Annotated in this window: 15 protein-coding genes and 1 pseudogene; 7 read left to right on the top strand and 9 right to left on the bottom strand. The window is 33.3% G+C overall.

What is annotated here, in order from left to right; translation table 11 throughout:
* Positions 1 to 157: 157 nt before the first annotated feature.
* The gene (locus CEF14_RS03840) at positions 158 to 847 is read left to right on the top strand and encodes a DUF975 family protein (RefSeq protein ID WP_322788379.1); all 690 of its coding nucleotides are present in this window, start codon (positions 158 to 160) and stop codon (positions 845 to 847) included.
* Between the two features lie 227 nt (positions 848 to 1,074).
* Here CEF14_RS03840 and CEF14_RS03835 read toward each other — a convergent pair whose 3' ends face one another.
* The 3 genes from CEF14_RS03835 to CEF14_RS03825 all read right to left on the bottom strand — a co-directional run bounded on the left by CEF14_RS03835 (position 1,075) and on the right by CEF14_RS03825 (position 2,452).
* Positions 1,075 to 1,569: a DNA-deoxyinosine glycosylase gene (locus CEF14_RS03835; protein ID WP_102691628.1), complete on the bottom strand. Its 495-nt coding sequence runs from the start codon at positions 1,567 to 1,569 to the stop codon at positions 1,075 to 1,077.
* A gap of 7 nt (positions 1,570 to 1,576) precedes the next feature.
* Entirely contained in the window at positions 1,577 to 1,984 is a 408-nt protein-coding gene (locus CEF14_RS03830; RefSeq protein WP_211284557.1) for a VOC family protein, read from the bottom strand.
* Positions 1,985 to 2,071: 87 nt separating this feature from the next.
* Positions 2,072 to 2,452: a hypothetical protein gene (locus CEF14_RS03825; RefSeq protein ID WP_102691626.1), complete on the bottom strand. Its 381-nt coding sequence runs from the start codon at positions 2,450 to 2,452 to the stop codon at positions 2,072 to 2,074.
* A gap of 151 nt (positions 2,453 to 2,603) precedes the next feature.
* Between CEF14_RS03825 and CEF14_RS03820 the strand changes: the two genes are divergently transcribed.
* Positions 2,604 to 3,077 carry a GNAT family N-acetyltransferase gene (locus tag CEF14_RS03820; RefSeq protein ID WP_102691625.1) on the top strand — a complete coding sequence of 158 codons (474 nt, stop codon included), beginning with the start codon at positions 2,604 to 2,606 and terminating at the stop codon, positions 3,075 to 3,077.
* A gap of 53 nt (positions 3,078 to 3,130) precedes the next feature.
* Here the strand turns inward: CEF14_RS03820 and CEF14_RS03815 are convergent, their stop codons facing one another.
* Positions 3,131 to 3,850, bottom strand: coding sequence for a nucleotidyltransferase domain-containing protein (locus tag CEF14_RS03815; RefSeq protein ID WP_102691624.1), 720 nt, complete (start codon positions 3,848 to 3,850; stop codon positions 3,131 to 3,133).
* Positions 3,851 to 4,392: 542 nt separating this feature from the next.
* On the opposite strand from CEF14_RS03815, the gene CEF14_RS03810 reads away from it, so the two are divergent.
* Genes CEF14_RS03810 through CEF14_RS03795 form a run of 4 tightly spaced genes read left to right on the top strand, consistent with a single transcriptional unit; the run spans position 4,393 to position 7,376 of the window.
* Positions 4,393 to 5,505, top strand: a complete 1,113-nt coding sequence (locus CEF14_RS03810; RefSeq protein ID WP_170061435.1) for a helix-turn-helix domain-containing protein — start codon at positions 4,393 to 4,395, stop codon at positions 5,503 to 5,505.
* 1 nt (position 5,506) lies between these two features.
* Positions 5,507 to 5,707: a PLDc N-terminal domain-containing protein gene (locus tag CEF14_RS03805; RefSeq protein ID WP_102691622.1), complete on the top strand. Its 201-nt coding sequence runs from the start codon at positions 5,507 to 5,509 to the stop codon at positions 5,705 to 5,707.
* A complete protein-coding gene (locus CEF14_RS03800; protein WP_102691621.1) occupies positions 5,704 to 6,612 on the top strand; it encodes an ABC transporter ATP-binding protein in 909 nt (302 codons plus the stop codon). Before CEF14_RS03805 ends, CEF14_RS03800 begins: the two co-directional genes overlap by 4 nt.
* A complete protein-coding gene (locus CEF14_RS03795) occupies positions 6,609 to 7,376 on the top strand; it encodes an ABC transporter permease (protein ID WP_102691620.1) in 768 nt (255 codons plus the stop codon). The genes CEF14_RS03800 and CEF14_RS03795 overlap by 4 nt, the downstream gene beginning before the upstream one ends.
* A 157-nt stretch (positions 7,377 to 7,533) precedes the next feature.
* On the opposite strand, the gene CEF14_RS03790 is transcribed toward CEF14_RS03795, so the two are convergent.
* Genes CEF14_RS03790 through CEF14_RS03780 form a run of 3 tightly spaced genes read right to left on the bottom strand, consistent with a single transcriptional unit; the run spans position 7,534 to position 9,849 of the window.
* A complete protein-coding gene (locus tag CEF14_RS03790; RefSeq protein ID WP_102691619.1) occupies positions 7,534 to 8,166 on the bottom strand; it encodes an HAD hydrolase-like protein in 633 nt (210 codons plus the stop codon).
* 34 nt (positions 8,167 to 8,200) lie between these two features.
* A complete protein-coding gene (locus tag CEF14_RS03785) occupies positions 8,201 to 8,629 on the bottom strand; it encodes a hypothetical protein (protein WP_102691618.1) in 429 nt (142 codons plus the stop codon).
* Positions 8,626 to 9,849 carry a multidrug effflux MFS transporter gene (locus CEF14_RS03780; protein ID WP_102691617.1) on the bottom strand — a complete coding sequence of 408 codons (1,224 nt, stop codon included), beginning with the start codon at positions 9,847 to 9,849 and terminating at the stop codon, positions 8,626 to 8,628. Before CEF14_RS03780 ends, CEF14_RS03785 begins: the two co-directional genes overlap by 4 nt.
* A gap of 434 nt (positions 9,850 to 10,283) precedes the next feature.
* Between CEF14_RS03780 and CEF14_RS03775 the strand changes: the two genes are divergently transcribed.
* A complete protein-coding gene (locus CEF14_RS03775; RefSeq protein ID WP_102691616.1) occupies positions 10,284 to 11,579 on the top strand; it encodes an aminotransferase class I/II-fold pyridoxal phosphate-dependent enzyme in 1,296 nt (431 codons plus the stop codon).
* A gap of 291 nt (positions 11,580 to 11,870) precedes the next feature.
* On the opposite strand, the pseudogene CEF14_RS03770 reads toward CEF14_RS03775, so the two are convergent.
* Positions 11,871 to 12,487, bottom strand: a pseudogene (locus CEF14_RS03770) (FMN-binding negative transcriptional regulator).
* A gap of 114 nt (positions 12,488 to 12,601) precedes the next feature.
* Positions 12,602 to 13,054, bottom strand: a complete 453-nt coding sequence (locus tag CEF14_RS03765) for an NUDIX hydrolase (protein WP_102691615.1) — start codon at positions 13,052 to 13,054, stop codon at positions 12,602 to 12,604.
* Positions 13,055 to 13,065 lie beyond the last annotated feature (11 nt).

Here is a 13,065-nt window from a genome sequence, read left to right as displayed (position 1 = left end):
AATTTTTATTTTATTAGATAAATATTTTTTATGATTCGTATTATATTTACGGATATTTAGCACCAAACAAGAATAAAATTAGATTAGTATACATCAAGGTTTTTTTAGTATAATATTAAAGTTGAAGACTAAATTTTTGTAAAAAAGGAGCGTATTTGTGAAAATTCAGATTTCTGACATCAAGAGGCAATCTTTACAATCTTTAAAGGGAGAATGGGGATTAGTTGTTTTACTTTCTTTTATTATGTTTATTATGTATTATATTTTCCCGACTATTATTGAAATTATAGTAAGCGGTGGGTTTACTGAATGGTTTAACCAAGAAGATACACCAATAGGAGCCGCTATTGTGAATTTAATCATTATCATTTTACAAATTCCTTTTTCTATTGGAGTATATTGGTTCTATTTATCTTTAGTAAGAGAAAACAATCCTAACATTGCTAATGTATTTTCAATCTATTCTAATGGTAAAACTTCCATGAAACTAATTGGAGCAAGTATATTACAAGGTATTTTCGTATTTTTATGGTCTTTGTTATTATTTATTCCTGGAATCATAAAAAGTATATCGTACTCACAAACATTTTATATATTACGAGATCATCCTGAATATTCAATTCTTGAAGCAATATCAGAGAGTAGAAGGAAAATGGTCGGGTTTAAATGGAAATATTTTTTACTAGGACTTAGCTTCATTGGTTGGGGTATTCTATGTCTGTTTACTTTAGGAATAGGCTTTTTGTGGCTAATTCCTTATTTTTCAACAGCAATGGCTACGTTTTATGAACAAGTCATTTATAGCCAAGAAGATGATTCAAATGATCAAGCAATTCGTATTGAATAGATCAGCCAATTTCTCTATATTTTAGTAGTGATAGAGTATGTTGAAGTTGTAACTACAGCATATTATCATCATTGCAATTGTATAAAATAAGTTAATAATCGAGATCATGTTTTGACCATTCTTATCAAAACATGATCTTTTAATTTGCTCTTTTAACCGTTTCTCAATATTAAGAAATTCCATTATAAAAAGAGTCGTTGCTCAATCTACCAAAAGTTCGTTTAGGCTTATAAATATTTCTCCATGATCCGCCACTCCTCTACTTTTTCTTCAAAGGATTTGATGTTTTTACCTGGGATTGGACTGGATGAAGGCATTTTGGCGTACTCTATTTTTTGTAAAAGTTGAAGTCCCATATATTTTTTGAAAACAGAATAAGCTTTACCACCATTAAATAAAAGCAATCGAATAGTTGGATACTTTATAAAGAGTTGACGAAAATCATTTGGTACAATGTTACGAATGTTTGCATCTAAACTTCCTTGCCTTTCACATGATTGAATCGTGTCCCATAGGCCAATATGATGCACTTTTAGTAACTCTACCCTTTTTGAATAATCTTCAGGCACTTCAACCTGTAAGATTGTTCCTATAATAGACCAGAAGTGATTCCGTGGATTGCCGTAATACTGCTGTTTTTCAAGTGAAAGTTGACTTGGCATTGATCCAAGTATTAATACTTGTGTTGATTCGTCGATAATTGGGGGCAGAATATTTTGCATCGTTCTTTTATACTCCCTTCAGATCACGTAATTCAACAATTGTTCTTTCTGGTGCTTGCAATTTGCACAAACTACCATTTTCAACAAAATAAATGTCTTCACCATCTTTTTGTAGGAAAGTTACGCCTAATTCTTTTAATCGTTTGACTTCTCCCTCTAAATCTTCTACCCATAAACAAAAGTGAACAATGCCCTCTCTATGCTTATTATAAGGTTTTAGCTCTTCATCTTTTTTGGGAGTTTGTAGCTCCATATAAAAATCTTCTAATTGTAACCACGAATTATAAGCCCGATTATGAAAATCCTTCGTTTCTTGTACTAATGTGAACCCTAAAGCATTCGTATAAAATTCTATTGACTCCTGGTAATGATTGGTTTGAATACAAATATGATGAATGCATCGTTTTGACAACATGTTATCCTCCTTTTTTCTTTTCTTAGTTTTTCATCAAAAAAATTCCACATACTAAAAATAACTTTAGTATGTGGATCTAAATTCTGTTTAGAATTTTTTTGCATTTACTTGTCGATCAGGAAAACCGAGTACATTGACCATTACATTATAGTTAGCAAATACCTCTTCATAAGCTGCTTCTGCGTGTTTAATGTCTACGACAGCTTCAAGATCTGTACGTACCACAGCAAAGTCTTCTCTAAATGACTCTAATTGTTTTTTGAAAGCAGTCACTTCTGCTGATTCTTGAATTTCAGGATCCATAAATGTATATACATCAAATGAATGTTGATTTGCACAAAATCTTTCATATAAATCAAAACGTGCTTTACCTTTTTTCTTAAGACCAAGTTTTAAATCTTTTAGGCTTGTTAGCACATTTTCAGCTTGTTGTACTAACAATTCTAATGCTGTATTTGTTGAATCCATTGATATTACGACCTTTCCAAAATAGATGCCATGTTCGGCAAAAAAATATATAATTATTTCTAACTATTATAATAGCACAGAAAGAAGCGTAAAACATTGCTAAGGATTTAGCCAAATATATAAAAAATCCATCTGATAAGCGAGGAATTATATGATCATACAAATTAAAAAAATGAATGAATCAATTGCAAAAGAAATACTTCATTGGCACTACGATCCACCCTATGATTTCTACAATAATGACTGTTCAGATGATAATATTAAGGAATTGATGAACGAAAATTTTAAAGCAATCGTTGATGAATACAATAATTTAGTTGGATTTTTTTGCGTTGGGGAAGCAGCTAAGGTGCCTGCTGGCTATAAATTTGGTGTGTATCATGCAGAGTTGATCGACATGGGTCTAGGAATGAATCCCCATCTTGTTGGTAAAGGATATGGTTTTGAATATTGTACTTTTATTTTGGATTCTATTAAGAAGCAGTTTGGAAATACACCTATTCGACTAACAGTTGCTACCTTTAACAAACGAGCAATCCACTTATATGAAAAACTTGGGTTTGTCTATGAAGATATATTCACCTCTGAATTTGGAGAATTCATGACTATGATAAAACATCAATAAACTTTTAAGAGCCATAGCAACAGAAAATCATCTAAATTGCATGGCTCTAATTATTAGTCTTTCCCCAAAGAAAAACCTTCAAATAGTTTACCGCCAAAAGGTTTCAAAACTTTTTCAACCACTTCAATCACATTAGTTTTGTCTCTCGTTTTATAATATGTATCAAAAGCTTCTACAAAAGCATTTGTGAACTCTGGATTATAATTCTTTAATGAACGCACTATCCATTTCGAATTACCAACCCATTTTCGATTTGTTCTTAAAACAAATTCGCTTACTAATTCTGCTAGTGTATTTGCGATAAACAATTCCTCTGCTCTATCGGAACATCCTACAAAATCGTCGAGGGCATCAGTGATAAAATAGCGCTTTAATTTTACCATCTCTTCAATCCATTCTTCTGGGCCATTGTCTAGTAATTCTTTTGCTTCTTTTTTTATTGGTTCGATAACATCTTTGCCTTTTAGAATAATTCCTTCAGAAACCATCTTAGGCAAAAAAGGTCTTGCTCTTTTGACATCACTTTCAAAATAAAGTTTATACGACAATAAATTATGTACAAAGACTTCAATAGCCCAATCAAATGCAATGTAAGACTCCCTATAGGATGCAAGGATACTTTGATCAAAAATAACAAGATCAAGATCAGATGTTTCCGTTGCTTCACCGCGGACTACACTTCCAGCTAAACTAGCACCTTGGCAATGTGGAAAATGCTTATCTATAAAAAGATGGGCTGCCTCTACTGCATGTAACCGATTTATACCACTCACTTTTCTCTCCTCCTATTAAAATTTCATTATTTTAAATAAAATGTCTTCCATTATATTGACTTTGTTAAAGGGTATTTGATTAGGATGTAAATGTATCTACTGCAATGAAAAGAATAAATAATGATACCACTATAATAGTAAGGTTAATCCCATACTTAAATAGTTTCATTTGTAAATCAGAAAATTCTGATTCCTCTTGATAACGCCATTATTCCATAAACAATATCGCTTCTTCCGGTTCACATAATCCCCATATCGCTAATAAATAGATTGGTAAGGAGAGGACAATTGATATAAACAGCAGCATTTCAGACCTCCTCTTTTCTAATAACTATGTATACGGATAGCAAAAGGAAAGGATTCAAATGTCCTTTTCTATTTTTTATGCATTTGGATTGGAAATGTTTTCTGAATTTATTCAAATCATTTGGGTCTTTTATTCCGTTTACCAACAGTTGATTTTTTTAACTAAATTCTACTATGATTCCATCGTCTTATCGTTTCTTAATGGATATACTGAATATATAAAGGAGTTGATGGATATGAAAGATTTACAGTTTGCCAATACAATTTCTGCTTTACGAAAGCGCAAGGGCATTACACAAGATCAAGTAGCTGCTTATGTAGGCGTTTCAAAAGCTGCTGTATCGAAGTGGGAAACTGGTCTAAGTTACCCTGATATCTTATTGTTACCAAAACTTGCAACCTATTATAATTTATCGATTGATGAACTACTGGGCTATAAACCTCAAATGACAAAAGAAGATATACAAAAATTGTATGTTGAATTATCACAAGAATTTGCAATAAAACCATTTGATGAGATTTATGAACGTATTCAATTTATCATTGATGAATACTACTCCTGTTTTCCCTTATTAATGCAAATGGCTGTATTGCTACTGAACTATCAACCTATGGCAGGTGAAAAACAACAAGATGTCATGAACAAGGCGATTGAACTATGCCATCGTATTGAGGAAAATTCAGAAGATCTTCGCCTAGTTCGCCAAGCGGGGTCGCTTGAAGCAAATTGTCAACTCGTTATGCAAAATCCAGAACGTGTATTAGAACTGTTAGGAAATGATGTAGAACCTTATATTGGAAACGAAATTTTAGTTGCCCATGCATTTCAACTTTTACAAAAACCAGAAAAAGCGAAAGAAACATTGCAAGTTAGTATGTTTCAATATGTAATTGGACTTCTAGCAATTGCACCAAATTATTTAATGATGCATTCTGATCAGCCAGAACAATTTCAGGAAATTGTAAAACGCATTGAAGATCTCATTGATACTTTTGATGTTAAAAATCTAAACTTTAACAGTTCATTGGTATTTTATCTAATTACCGCACAAGGTTATATGATGCAACAAAACGATGACAAAGCTACTGAGATGATACAAAAATATGTTGAAGTGTGCAAAATGATTAAGTTTCCAATTACACTACATGGCGATTCATTTTTTGATTTAATTGATGAATGGCTTGCAAGAGAACTTGATCTTGGATCTAATGCTACGCGTGATGAACAAACAATTAAAACAAGTTTAATCACGAGTATTACAAATAATCCAATTTTCAAGCCTTTGCTTGAACGAACAGATGTTAAATCCATGCTTTCCAATTTACAGCATAAGTTAGGATGTGATTAATATGACGTTACAAGAAGCACTCCCCCTTATTATCCCATTAGTTATTTTAGAATGGACTCTTGCAATCGTTGCTTTGGTTCATGTATTAAAACACCCAAATTATCGATTTGGCAATAAGGCAATGTGGGTAGTTATTGTTCTCTTCCTTCAGCTAATTGGTCCGATCGTATACTTTATATTTGGAAGAGGGAGAGAAGCATGACGATTTTAACCGTAGATCATCTGACAAAATCGTTTGATTCACACATAGTTATTGACGATATCAGCTTTACTTTAGAAGAAGGGAAAATTTTTGGTTTACTAGGTCAAAATGGTGCAGGAAAAACCACTTTAATGAAAATGATTTTAGGCCTACTCCCCACTTCAAAAGGACAGATTCGCATTTTTGATGAAGCTGTTATTTATGGAGATACACCGACGAATCGCTATGTTGGGTATTTACCAGATGTACCTGCCTACTTCCCTTACATGACAGCTTTTGAATATTTAATGCTTTGTGGAGAAATTACAGGGATGCCTAAGTCTATAAGAAAAGAACGTGCGGCTAAATATTTACAGCTTGTTGGCCTTGCAGATAACAAAAAGAAAATCCAACAATTCTCACGTGGTATGAAACAACGTCTTGGCATTGCACAAGCACTCATTCATCAGCCAAAACTACTTATTTGTGATGAACCTACTTCTGCCCTTGATCCAATAGGTAGAAAAGAAATTTTAGATATCTTACAATCCATTAAACAGGAAACAACGGTTATATTATCTACTCATATTTTGCATGATGCACAGCAAATCTGTGATGAAGTAGCCATGTTACACAATGGAAAATTTGTTGTTTCTGGCAGTGTTTCAGAACTTATGAAAAAATACAGTAAACAACAAATTCGCGTGATGTTCGATGATGAAAAACAAGCGAAACAATTTATTGAAAAAAGTGAACTAAAAAAACGTATTACTCTTGAATCATGTGTCATGGTAATTGAAGCTAAGAATCTTACACAAACACAGCAACAATTATTCGAACAATGTCATAACCTGAATCTCTATCCAACAGCTATTGAAGTTGTTCAACCATCTCTAGATGAAATTTTCTTGGAGGTGAGCCGATGAATTCGTTTATTGCCCTATTAAAAAAAGAAACGATGGAATTTAGTAGAACTTATAAATTTCTAATTATTATTACAGTTTTTTTAATTCTCTCCTTACTAAGTCCATTAACAGCAAAGTTTATGCCAGAAATTATGGCTCAATTTTTGCCAAAAGAAGTAGCAGATAGTTTTCCTGAACCTTCTGCGCTCGATTCATGGGGACAGTTTTTCAAGAATTTTTCACAAATTGGACTTTTCGTAATTGCCCTATTATTTGCAGGTACGCTAATTCATGAACGTATCGAAGGTACTCTAATTATTTTACTTACAAAAGGATTACGCAGGAGTACAGTTGTATTAGCGAAAACCGCTTTTGCCATGCTTATATGGACTATTATGTACTGGCTAGCATTTTCAGTAACCTATTTCTACACATGGTATTATTGGAAAGACGAACATGTCGAACATTTGAGTCTTGCTGTCGGCAACCTATGGTTATTTGGTCTATTATTAATAGCAGTTATTTTGTTAGGCAACATCTTATTCAAATCCATTTATGCCAATTTGCTTTGGACAGCATTATTTGTGGGAGTTTGGTTTATATTGTCCATTTTCCCGAAAGCTACTGATTACAATATTTTACGACTTGCTTCAGATGGCAATAATGTTTTACACGGTCTTATAAAAACAAATGAATATATGTCGATCTATTCGATTACAATCGGATTGATTGTATTCATGTTGTTACTTGCTGTTCTAGTTTTTAATAAAAAACCTTTAGCGTAACTCTCCTTAGTTGCTCAATGGTATTTTATATATAGACTGACGAGGTTTATAATTGTAAGAATTAATTTAAAGAGACTATTTCCGTTAAATTAGGTCGCATTTCGTCATACGAAAAAGAATCCTTTTCGCAAAATGCAAAAAGGATTCTTTTCTTTTTTCATATCAATTCGATTAAATTATGAATTACTTGATCTGCATGTTTTAATTCCTCAGGCTGTGCAAAATCAAAATTAACACCAATTGCCATTAAACCATTTTCTTTTGCAGCATTGATGTCTGATAAACGATCTCCTATAACAGCACCTGCATTTATATTATTTTCATCTATTATTTTCTTAACCAAATCTGATTTATGCCCGGAAGAGATTGATTGAATACTATAAACTTTTTTAAAAAATCGATTCAAATGATAAGTCTCAACAATTGCCTGAAGATAATCTATTTGTCCATTACTTGCTATGTATAACGTATGATTTTCACTTAGTTTTTCAAGTACAAGTTCCGCATTCGGATATAATGAACCTTGATGATTCTTGATTAGTTTGATTAATTTCTCATGAAAAATCTCGTTACTTTTTTCACGAATCTCAAGCGAATGTTGTGGACATAATGTTTCCCAAACAACTGGCAATGGGGCGCCCATGATTTTTCGGTAAGTTTCAATTGGGGTATCGCCTTCCCAACCACTCGTTTTTCGTAACACATCAAAGGTCGCAACTAACGCTGGTTCTAATAGTAAATCCGTCTGAAATAATGTGCCATCCATATCAAAGATCAATGCTTTTTTCATAACTACCTCTCCATTTTTTAGAATTATGTTCATTTTATTTTTTCAGAGACAAATTCATCACATCGTTCTTATCGTTCAAACTAATTGTTAATTCGTATTGATCTTCTTTGTATGTTTTGCTATTAACCGTACCCACTAAAAACAAGATTGTGTTGTTATTTACCTTTGTTACCATTTCCCCAAAATCACCCTTTATCGTGTGGTCTCTACTTTTAAGTTTCATCTTCATATTATGTAGAGCTAATGAGTTTATTTTTAATGGTTTCTCACCGATATATGTGATTTCAACCCAATTTCTGTGTTTTTCTTTATATAGCTTTGAATTATATACATACTTTGCACTCCAATTCTTCCCTTTCCCCACAAATACCGCTTCGTCTGATACCGGAGTTTGGGACTGTGATGAGCATGCCGTTAATAGAGTGAATACTAAAACAAGCATATAAGTAAATTTGACTTTCAAGCATTTTCCTCCTTTCTTCTTTTAGTTGATTTCTGAGTATTTATTGTGTTAACGATGAGTGCAAGTAAAGTACATGAAAGCATAGTGATTGCCATAGGAATTGCGGTAAGTTCCCCTGCAATCCCTACTAAAGGAGAAACGATTGAACCACCTAAGAATGGTAGTAAACCTAGCATTGCAGAAGCACTCCCAGCGTGTTGACCCTGGTTTTGCATTCCTAGAGAAAAACCAGTTGGTGAGACAAGCCCTACACTTGAAACCGTGATAAAGAATCCTAATAATAGCAGGATCAGTGGCCATTTAAAGATCGCTACCATTAGCAATAGTAGACTTCCAATTGTTGCTTGCCAAACGCCGAATCTTAGTATTGTTCGTTCATCATATTTTCCCACTAAGCGTCCAGTCAATTGTGTCATCAGTACAATCCCAAGGCCATTTAATGCGAAGGATGCAGAGAACCATTGTGGTGAAAGTCCATACATCTTTTGTAGAACAAATGGAGAAGCTGCAATGTATCCAAACATACATGTTAAGATAAATGATTGCGTTAACGAATAGCCCATGAATTCTTTGTCTTTGACAATAATCGGAAAAGCTTTAAAAGGGGTAAAAAAGTTCCCTCTTGTACGATTTTGAAGATGAAGTGTTTCAGGTAATTGCCAGACAACACCAATCAGTAAAAGGGTACCTCCAAGTGAAAGTGTGTAAAAAACCAAATGCCAATCTCCCATTGCGAGTAATAATCCGCCTAACAATGGAGCTGCAATTGGGGCAACACCATTTACCAGACCGAGCATTGACATAAATTTTGTTAGTTCTTTACCGCTATACAGATCACGTGCAGCTGCTTTTGCAATAACAATTCCAGCAGCACCTGTAAAGCCTTGCATAAAGCGTAAAATAAGATGGATGATAATTGAACTAGTTAAACCACAAAGAAAGGATGCAACCGTAAATAAAATCAGTGCACCTATTAAAGGTTTTTTTCGTCCCGAAAGATCACTCATTGGACCAAAGAACATCTGCCCTATCGCAAGCCCGACAAAACAGGCGGTCATACTAAATTGTGTGACAGAAGTTGATGTATGTAAATCATGAGAAACCATAGGTAAAGCCGGTAAGTATAAATCCATACAGAGTGGACCAAAAGCAGTTAATGCCCCTAAGATGATCACTACCCATAAAGTAGTCTTTTTTTCTACCGAAATCGTCGTATTCATTTAATCTCCTTCCACTATTTTATATATTCATAGTGTATAAATCATACTGGATATTGTCTAGAATATGATTTATCTCAACTACATCTATTCCCTTTCTGAGAAATAATCTCTTTAATCTTGGAGATTCTAACATGATCATTTTGATACCTTTCATTTATTCAATTATCCTATAATGTTCGTATTTTACAACTAGAAAACCATGTATGAAATTGAATCATTTTTTATTAAACTCTTCAATGTTCAATGGCATAAAAGACCATTTTTAGGTTTCTGTTTGTAGGTTTTGCACATTATCTTTTTAACATTCCATTTTATCGAATCTCCCAAAAATGAACTATTTAAAAAAACTCACTAAAATTGTATGTAATTCATTCATTTCTAAGGATAATCATGTATAATTATTCGTAGAAAATTGAAATGAGGCGAATGACAACATGCATAGTTTAGCAAAAGAATTAAATGAAACTATTCAAAAAGAAAATTCTTATGTATTTGACATGCTATCTGGATTAGCAAAAGAAATATATTTTCCAAAAGAAGGAATATTAAGCCAATCAGCTGATGCTGGTAAAAAAGCGAAAAAATATAACGCAACAATTGGTACAGCATTAGAAAACGGTAAACCAATGCACTTAAAAGTAATTCAAGACACTCTATCTGCCTATGATCCTTCTGACCTTTACCTTTATGCTCCTCCTGCTGGTAAACCAGCATTACGTAAAGAATGGCGTAAAAAAATGCTTGTCGAAAATCCATCATTACAAGGCAAAACTTTTGGTAATCCAATCGTTACAAATGCCTTAACTCACGGTTTAAGTATTGCGGCTGATTTATTTGCAGATGAAGGTGATGCATTAATCATTCCTGATAAAAACTGGGAAAACTATGACATGGTTTTCGGAATCCGCCGTCATGCTCATACTGTAACATACCCACTTTATAATGCAGAAAACAAATTTAATGCGGAAGGTCTTCGTGAAGCCATCCTTAGTCAAAAAGACAAAGGCAAAGCAATCGTATTATTAAACTTCCCGAACAACCCAACTGGTTACACACCAGGTGCTGAAGAAGGTGCAGCAATCGTTCAAGCAATTATGGATGCAGCTGATGCTGGTATAAATGTGGTAGCTATTACTGACGATGCCTACTACTCACTATTCTTCGAAGATTCACTACATGAATCTTTGTTCGGTGCACTTAGCAACGCTCACGAACGTGTACTTGCTGTGAAAATTGATGGTGCTACAAAAGAAGAATATATTTGGGGATTCCGTGTTGGTTTTATCACTTACGGTAATACTAGTGAAGCACTATTAGCAGCTCTTGAAGAAAAAACAAAAGGTATTATTCGTGCAACGATTTCAAGCGGTCCACACCCATCACAAACTTTCGTACTTCATGCACTTCAAAGCCCTGAATTTGAAGCACAAAAACTAGAAAAATTCAACATCATGAAAGGCCGCGCAAACAAGGTTAAAGCTGTTTTGGATAGTGGTAAATTCAACGATGCATGGGATTACTACCCATTCAACTCAGGTTACTTCATGTGCTTAAAACTTAAAAATGTTGACGCAGATCAATTACGCCTTCACCTTTTAGATGAATATGGCGTTGGTACAATCGCTTTAAGTGGTACAGATCTACGTGTAGCCTTCTCTTGTATCGAAGAAGAAGGAATCGAAGAACTATTTGAATTGATTTATAAAGGTGTAAAAGATATCGAGGCGTAAGCCTATAATATGATTAAAGCTGAGTGGCAATTAAATTGCTACTCAGTTTTTTTATATTCCAACCCAAAAATTTACTGATGATGTAGAGCTACTAAGTAGTCTATCATTGAAAAAATAATAAAATCGACGTAACAAGCATTCTATTTTGAATGTTTTTTTCTTTTATCAATTTAAAACCGAGTATTCTAGTATTACATTTCATATGGGTGATGAAGAACAAATAGATTTTATAATTGCTTACTCAGCTTTTCTATACCTTAGTAAGAAAAAATCTTTAAAAATAAACCATACTTATTTATCCTTGTTTAACTTTTTTTCCATCAATTGTGCCAATTGTTGAGAATTCATATCCTTTTCTTTATATAGCCTATTGACGATGTTATGATAGTCCACTTCATTACGATTTTGACTTAGTTTATTGGCAGCTTGAATTTCTTGTACTTTAATCTTAAATTCAACAAGACCTTTTAGTTGTTTTTCTAATAACTGAGTAGAAAGCTTGTCCCATAAAACTGGATTTTTACGATGTTTTTCGTATTTACATAGTAACATGGCAAGGTCCTGTTTTAACTCTTCTTCGTTCAAAATGCTGGCTTTACCATAAACATGTACAGCTTGATAGTTCCATGTTGGTACATTTTCTTCTTCATACCAAGAGGAAGAGATATAAGCGTGTGGTCCTTGGAACATAGCTAATATATCATCACAGGTTTCAAATGTTCTCCATTGAGGGTTGCCATATGCCCTGTTAGATAGTAAGTATCGCCTTCTTTAATGCATTGCAATGGCAAATGAGTGGCAATTGGTTTCCCTTGTTCTGTTGAAACAATTGTGCCAAAAGAGTTTTTTTGAACAAAATCCCTTATTTCATCAATATTTGTGACTTTAAAGTATTTAGGAATATACAAAATAATCCACCTTTCGAAAATGTTATATAAGTGTTTTGATCATTAATACTCAGCTTTTTTAATAAATATCAATTATGATTTTACTGCAGGCTGGGACGAGCCGCTTACTACTCTTTATTCAATCAATTGTGATAGGAATGGTTCAATGTAACTTTTATATTCATTGGTTAACTCGTTTGGTAAGTTTAACAGTGAAAAATATTGTAATGTTTCTGATTCTGTATAATCAATTACTAAGTCACCTGAAACATTTGTCGTATAAAAAACAGCTGTTACAGAATATAGTTCATCACCGTTTTGAAGTTTAATATAATAATCAGGTCCAGAGAAAACACCTAATAAATGTAATTCGTTAATTACTAAACCAGTTTTCTCTAAAACTTCTCTTCTTGCAACATCTTCTAAACTTTCTCCTAATTCCATTAATCCACCTGGAAGCCCCCATCCCCCATCATGTCTCTTTTGCAATAAAATTTCATTTTGTTTGTTTAATATCAATACAACCGATCCGGGTAAAATAATGGGTTGGTGTCCAACATACTGTCTTAAAAACTTGAAATACTCCATCTTTAACCTCC

Source organism: Rummeliibacillus pycnus, assembly GCF_002884495.1.
Lineage (GTDB): Bacteria > Bacillota > Bacilli > Bacillales_A > Planococcaceae > Rummeliibacillus > Rummeliibacillus pycnus.
This window is presented reverse-complemented; position numbering and strand designations above follow the sequence as displayed.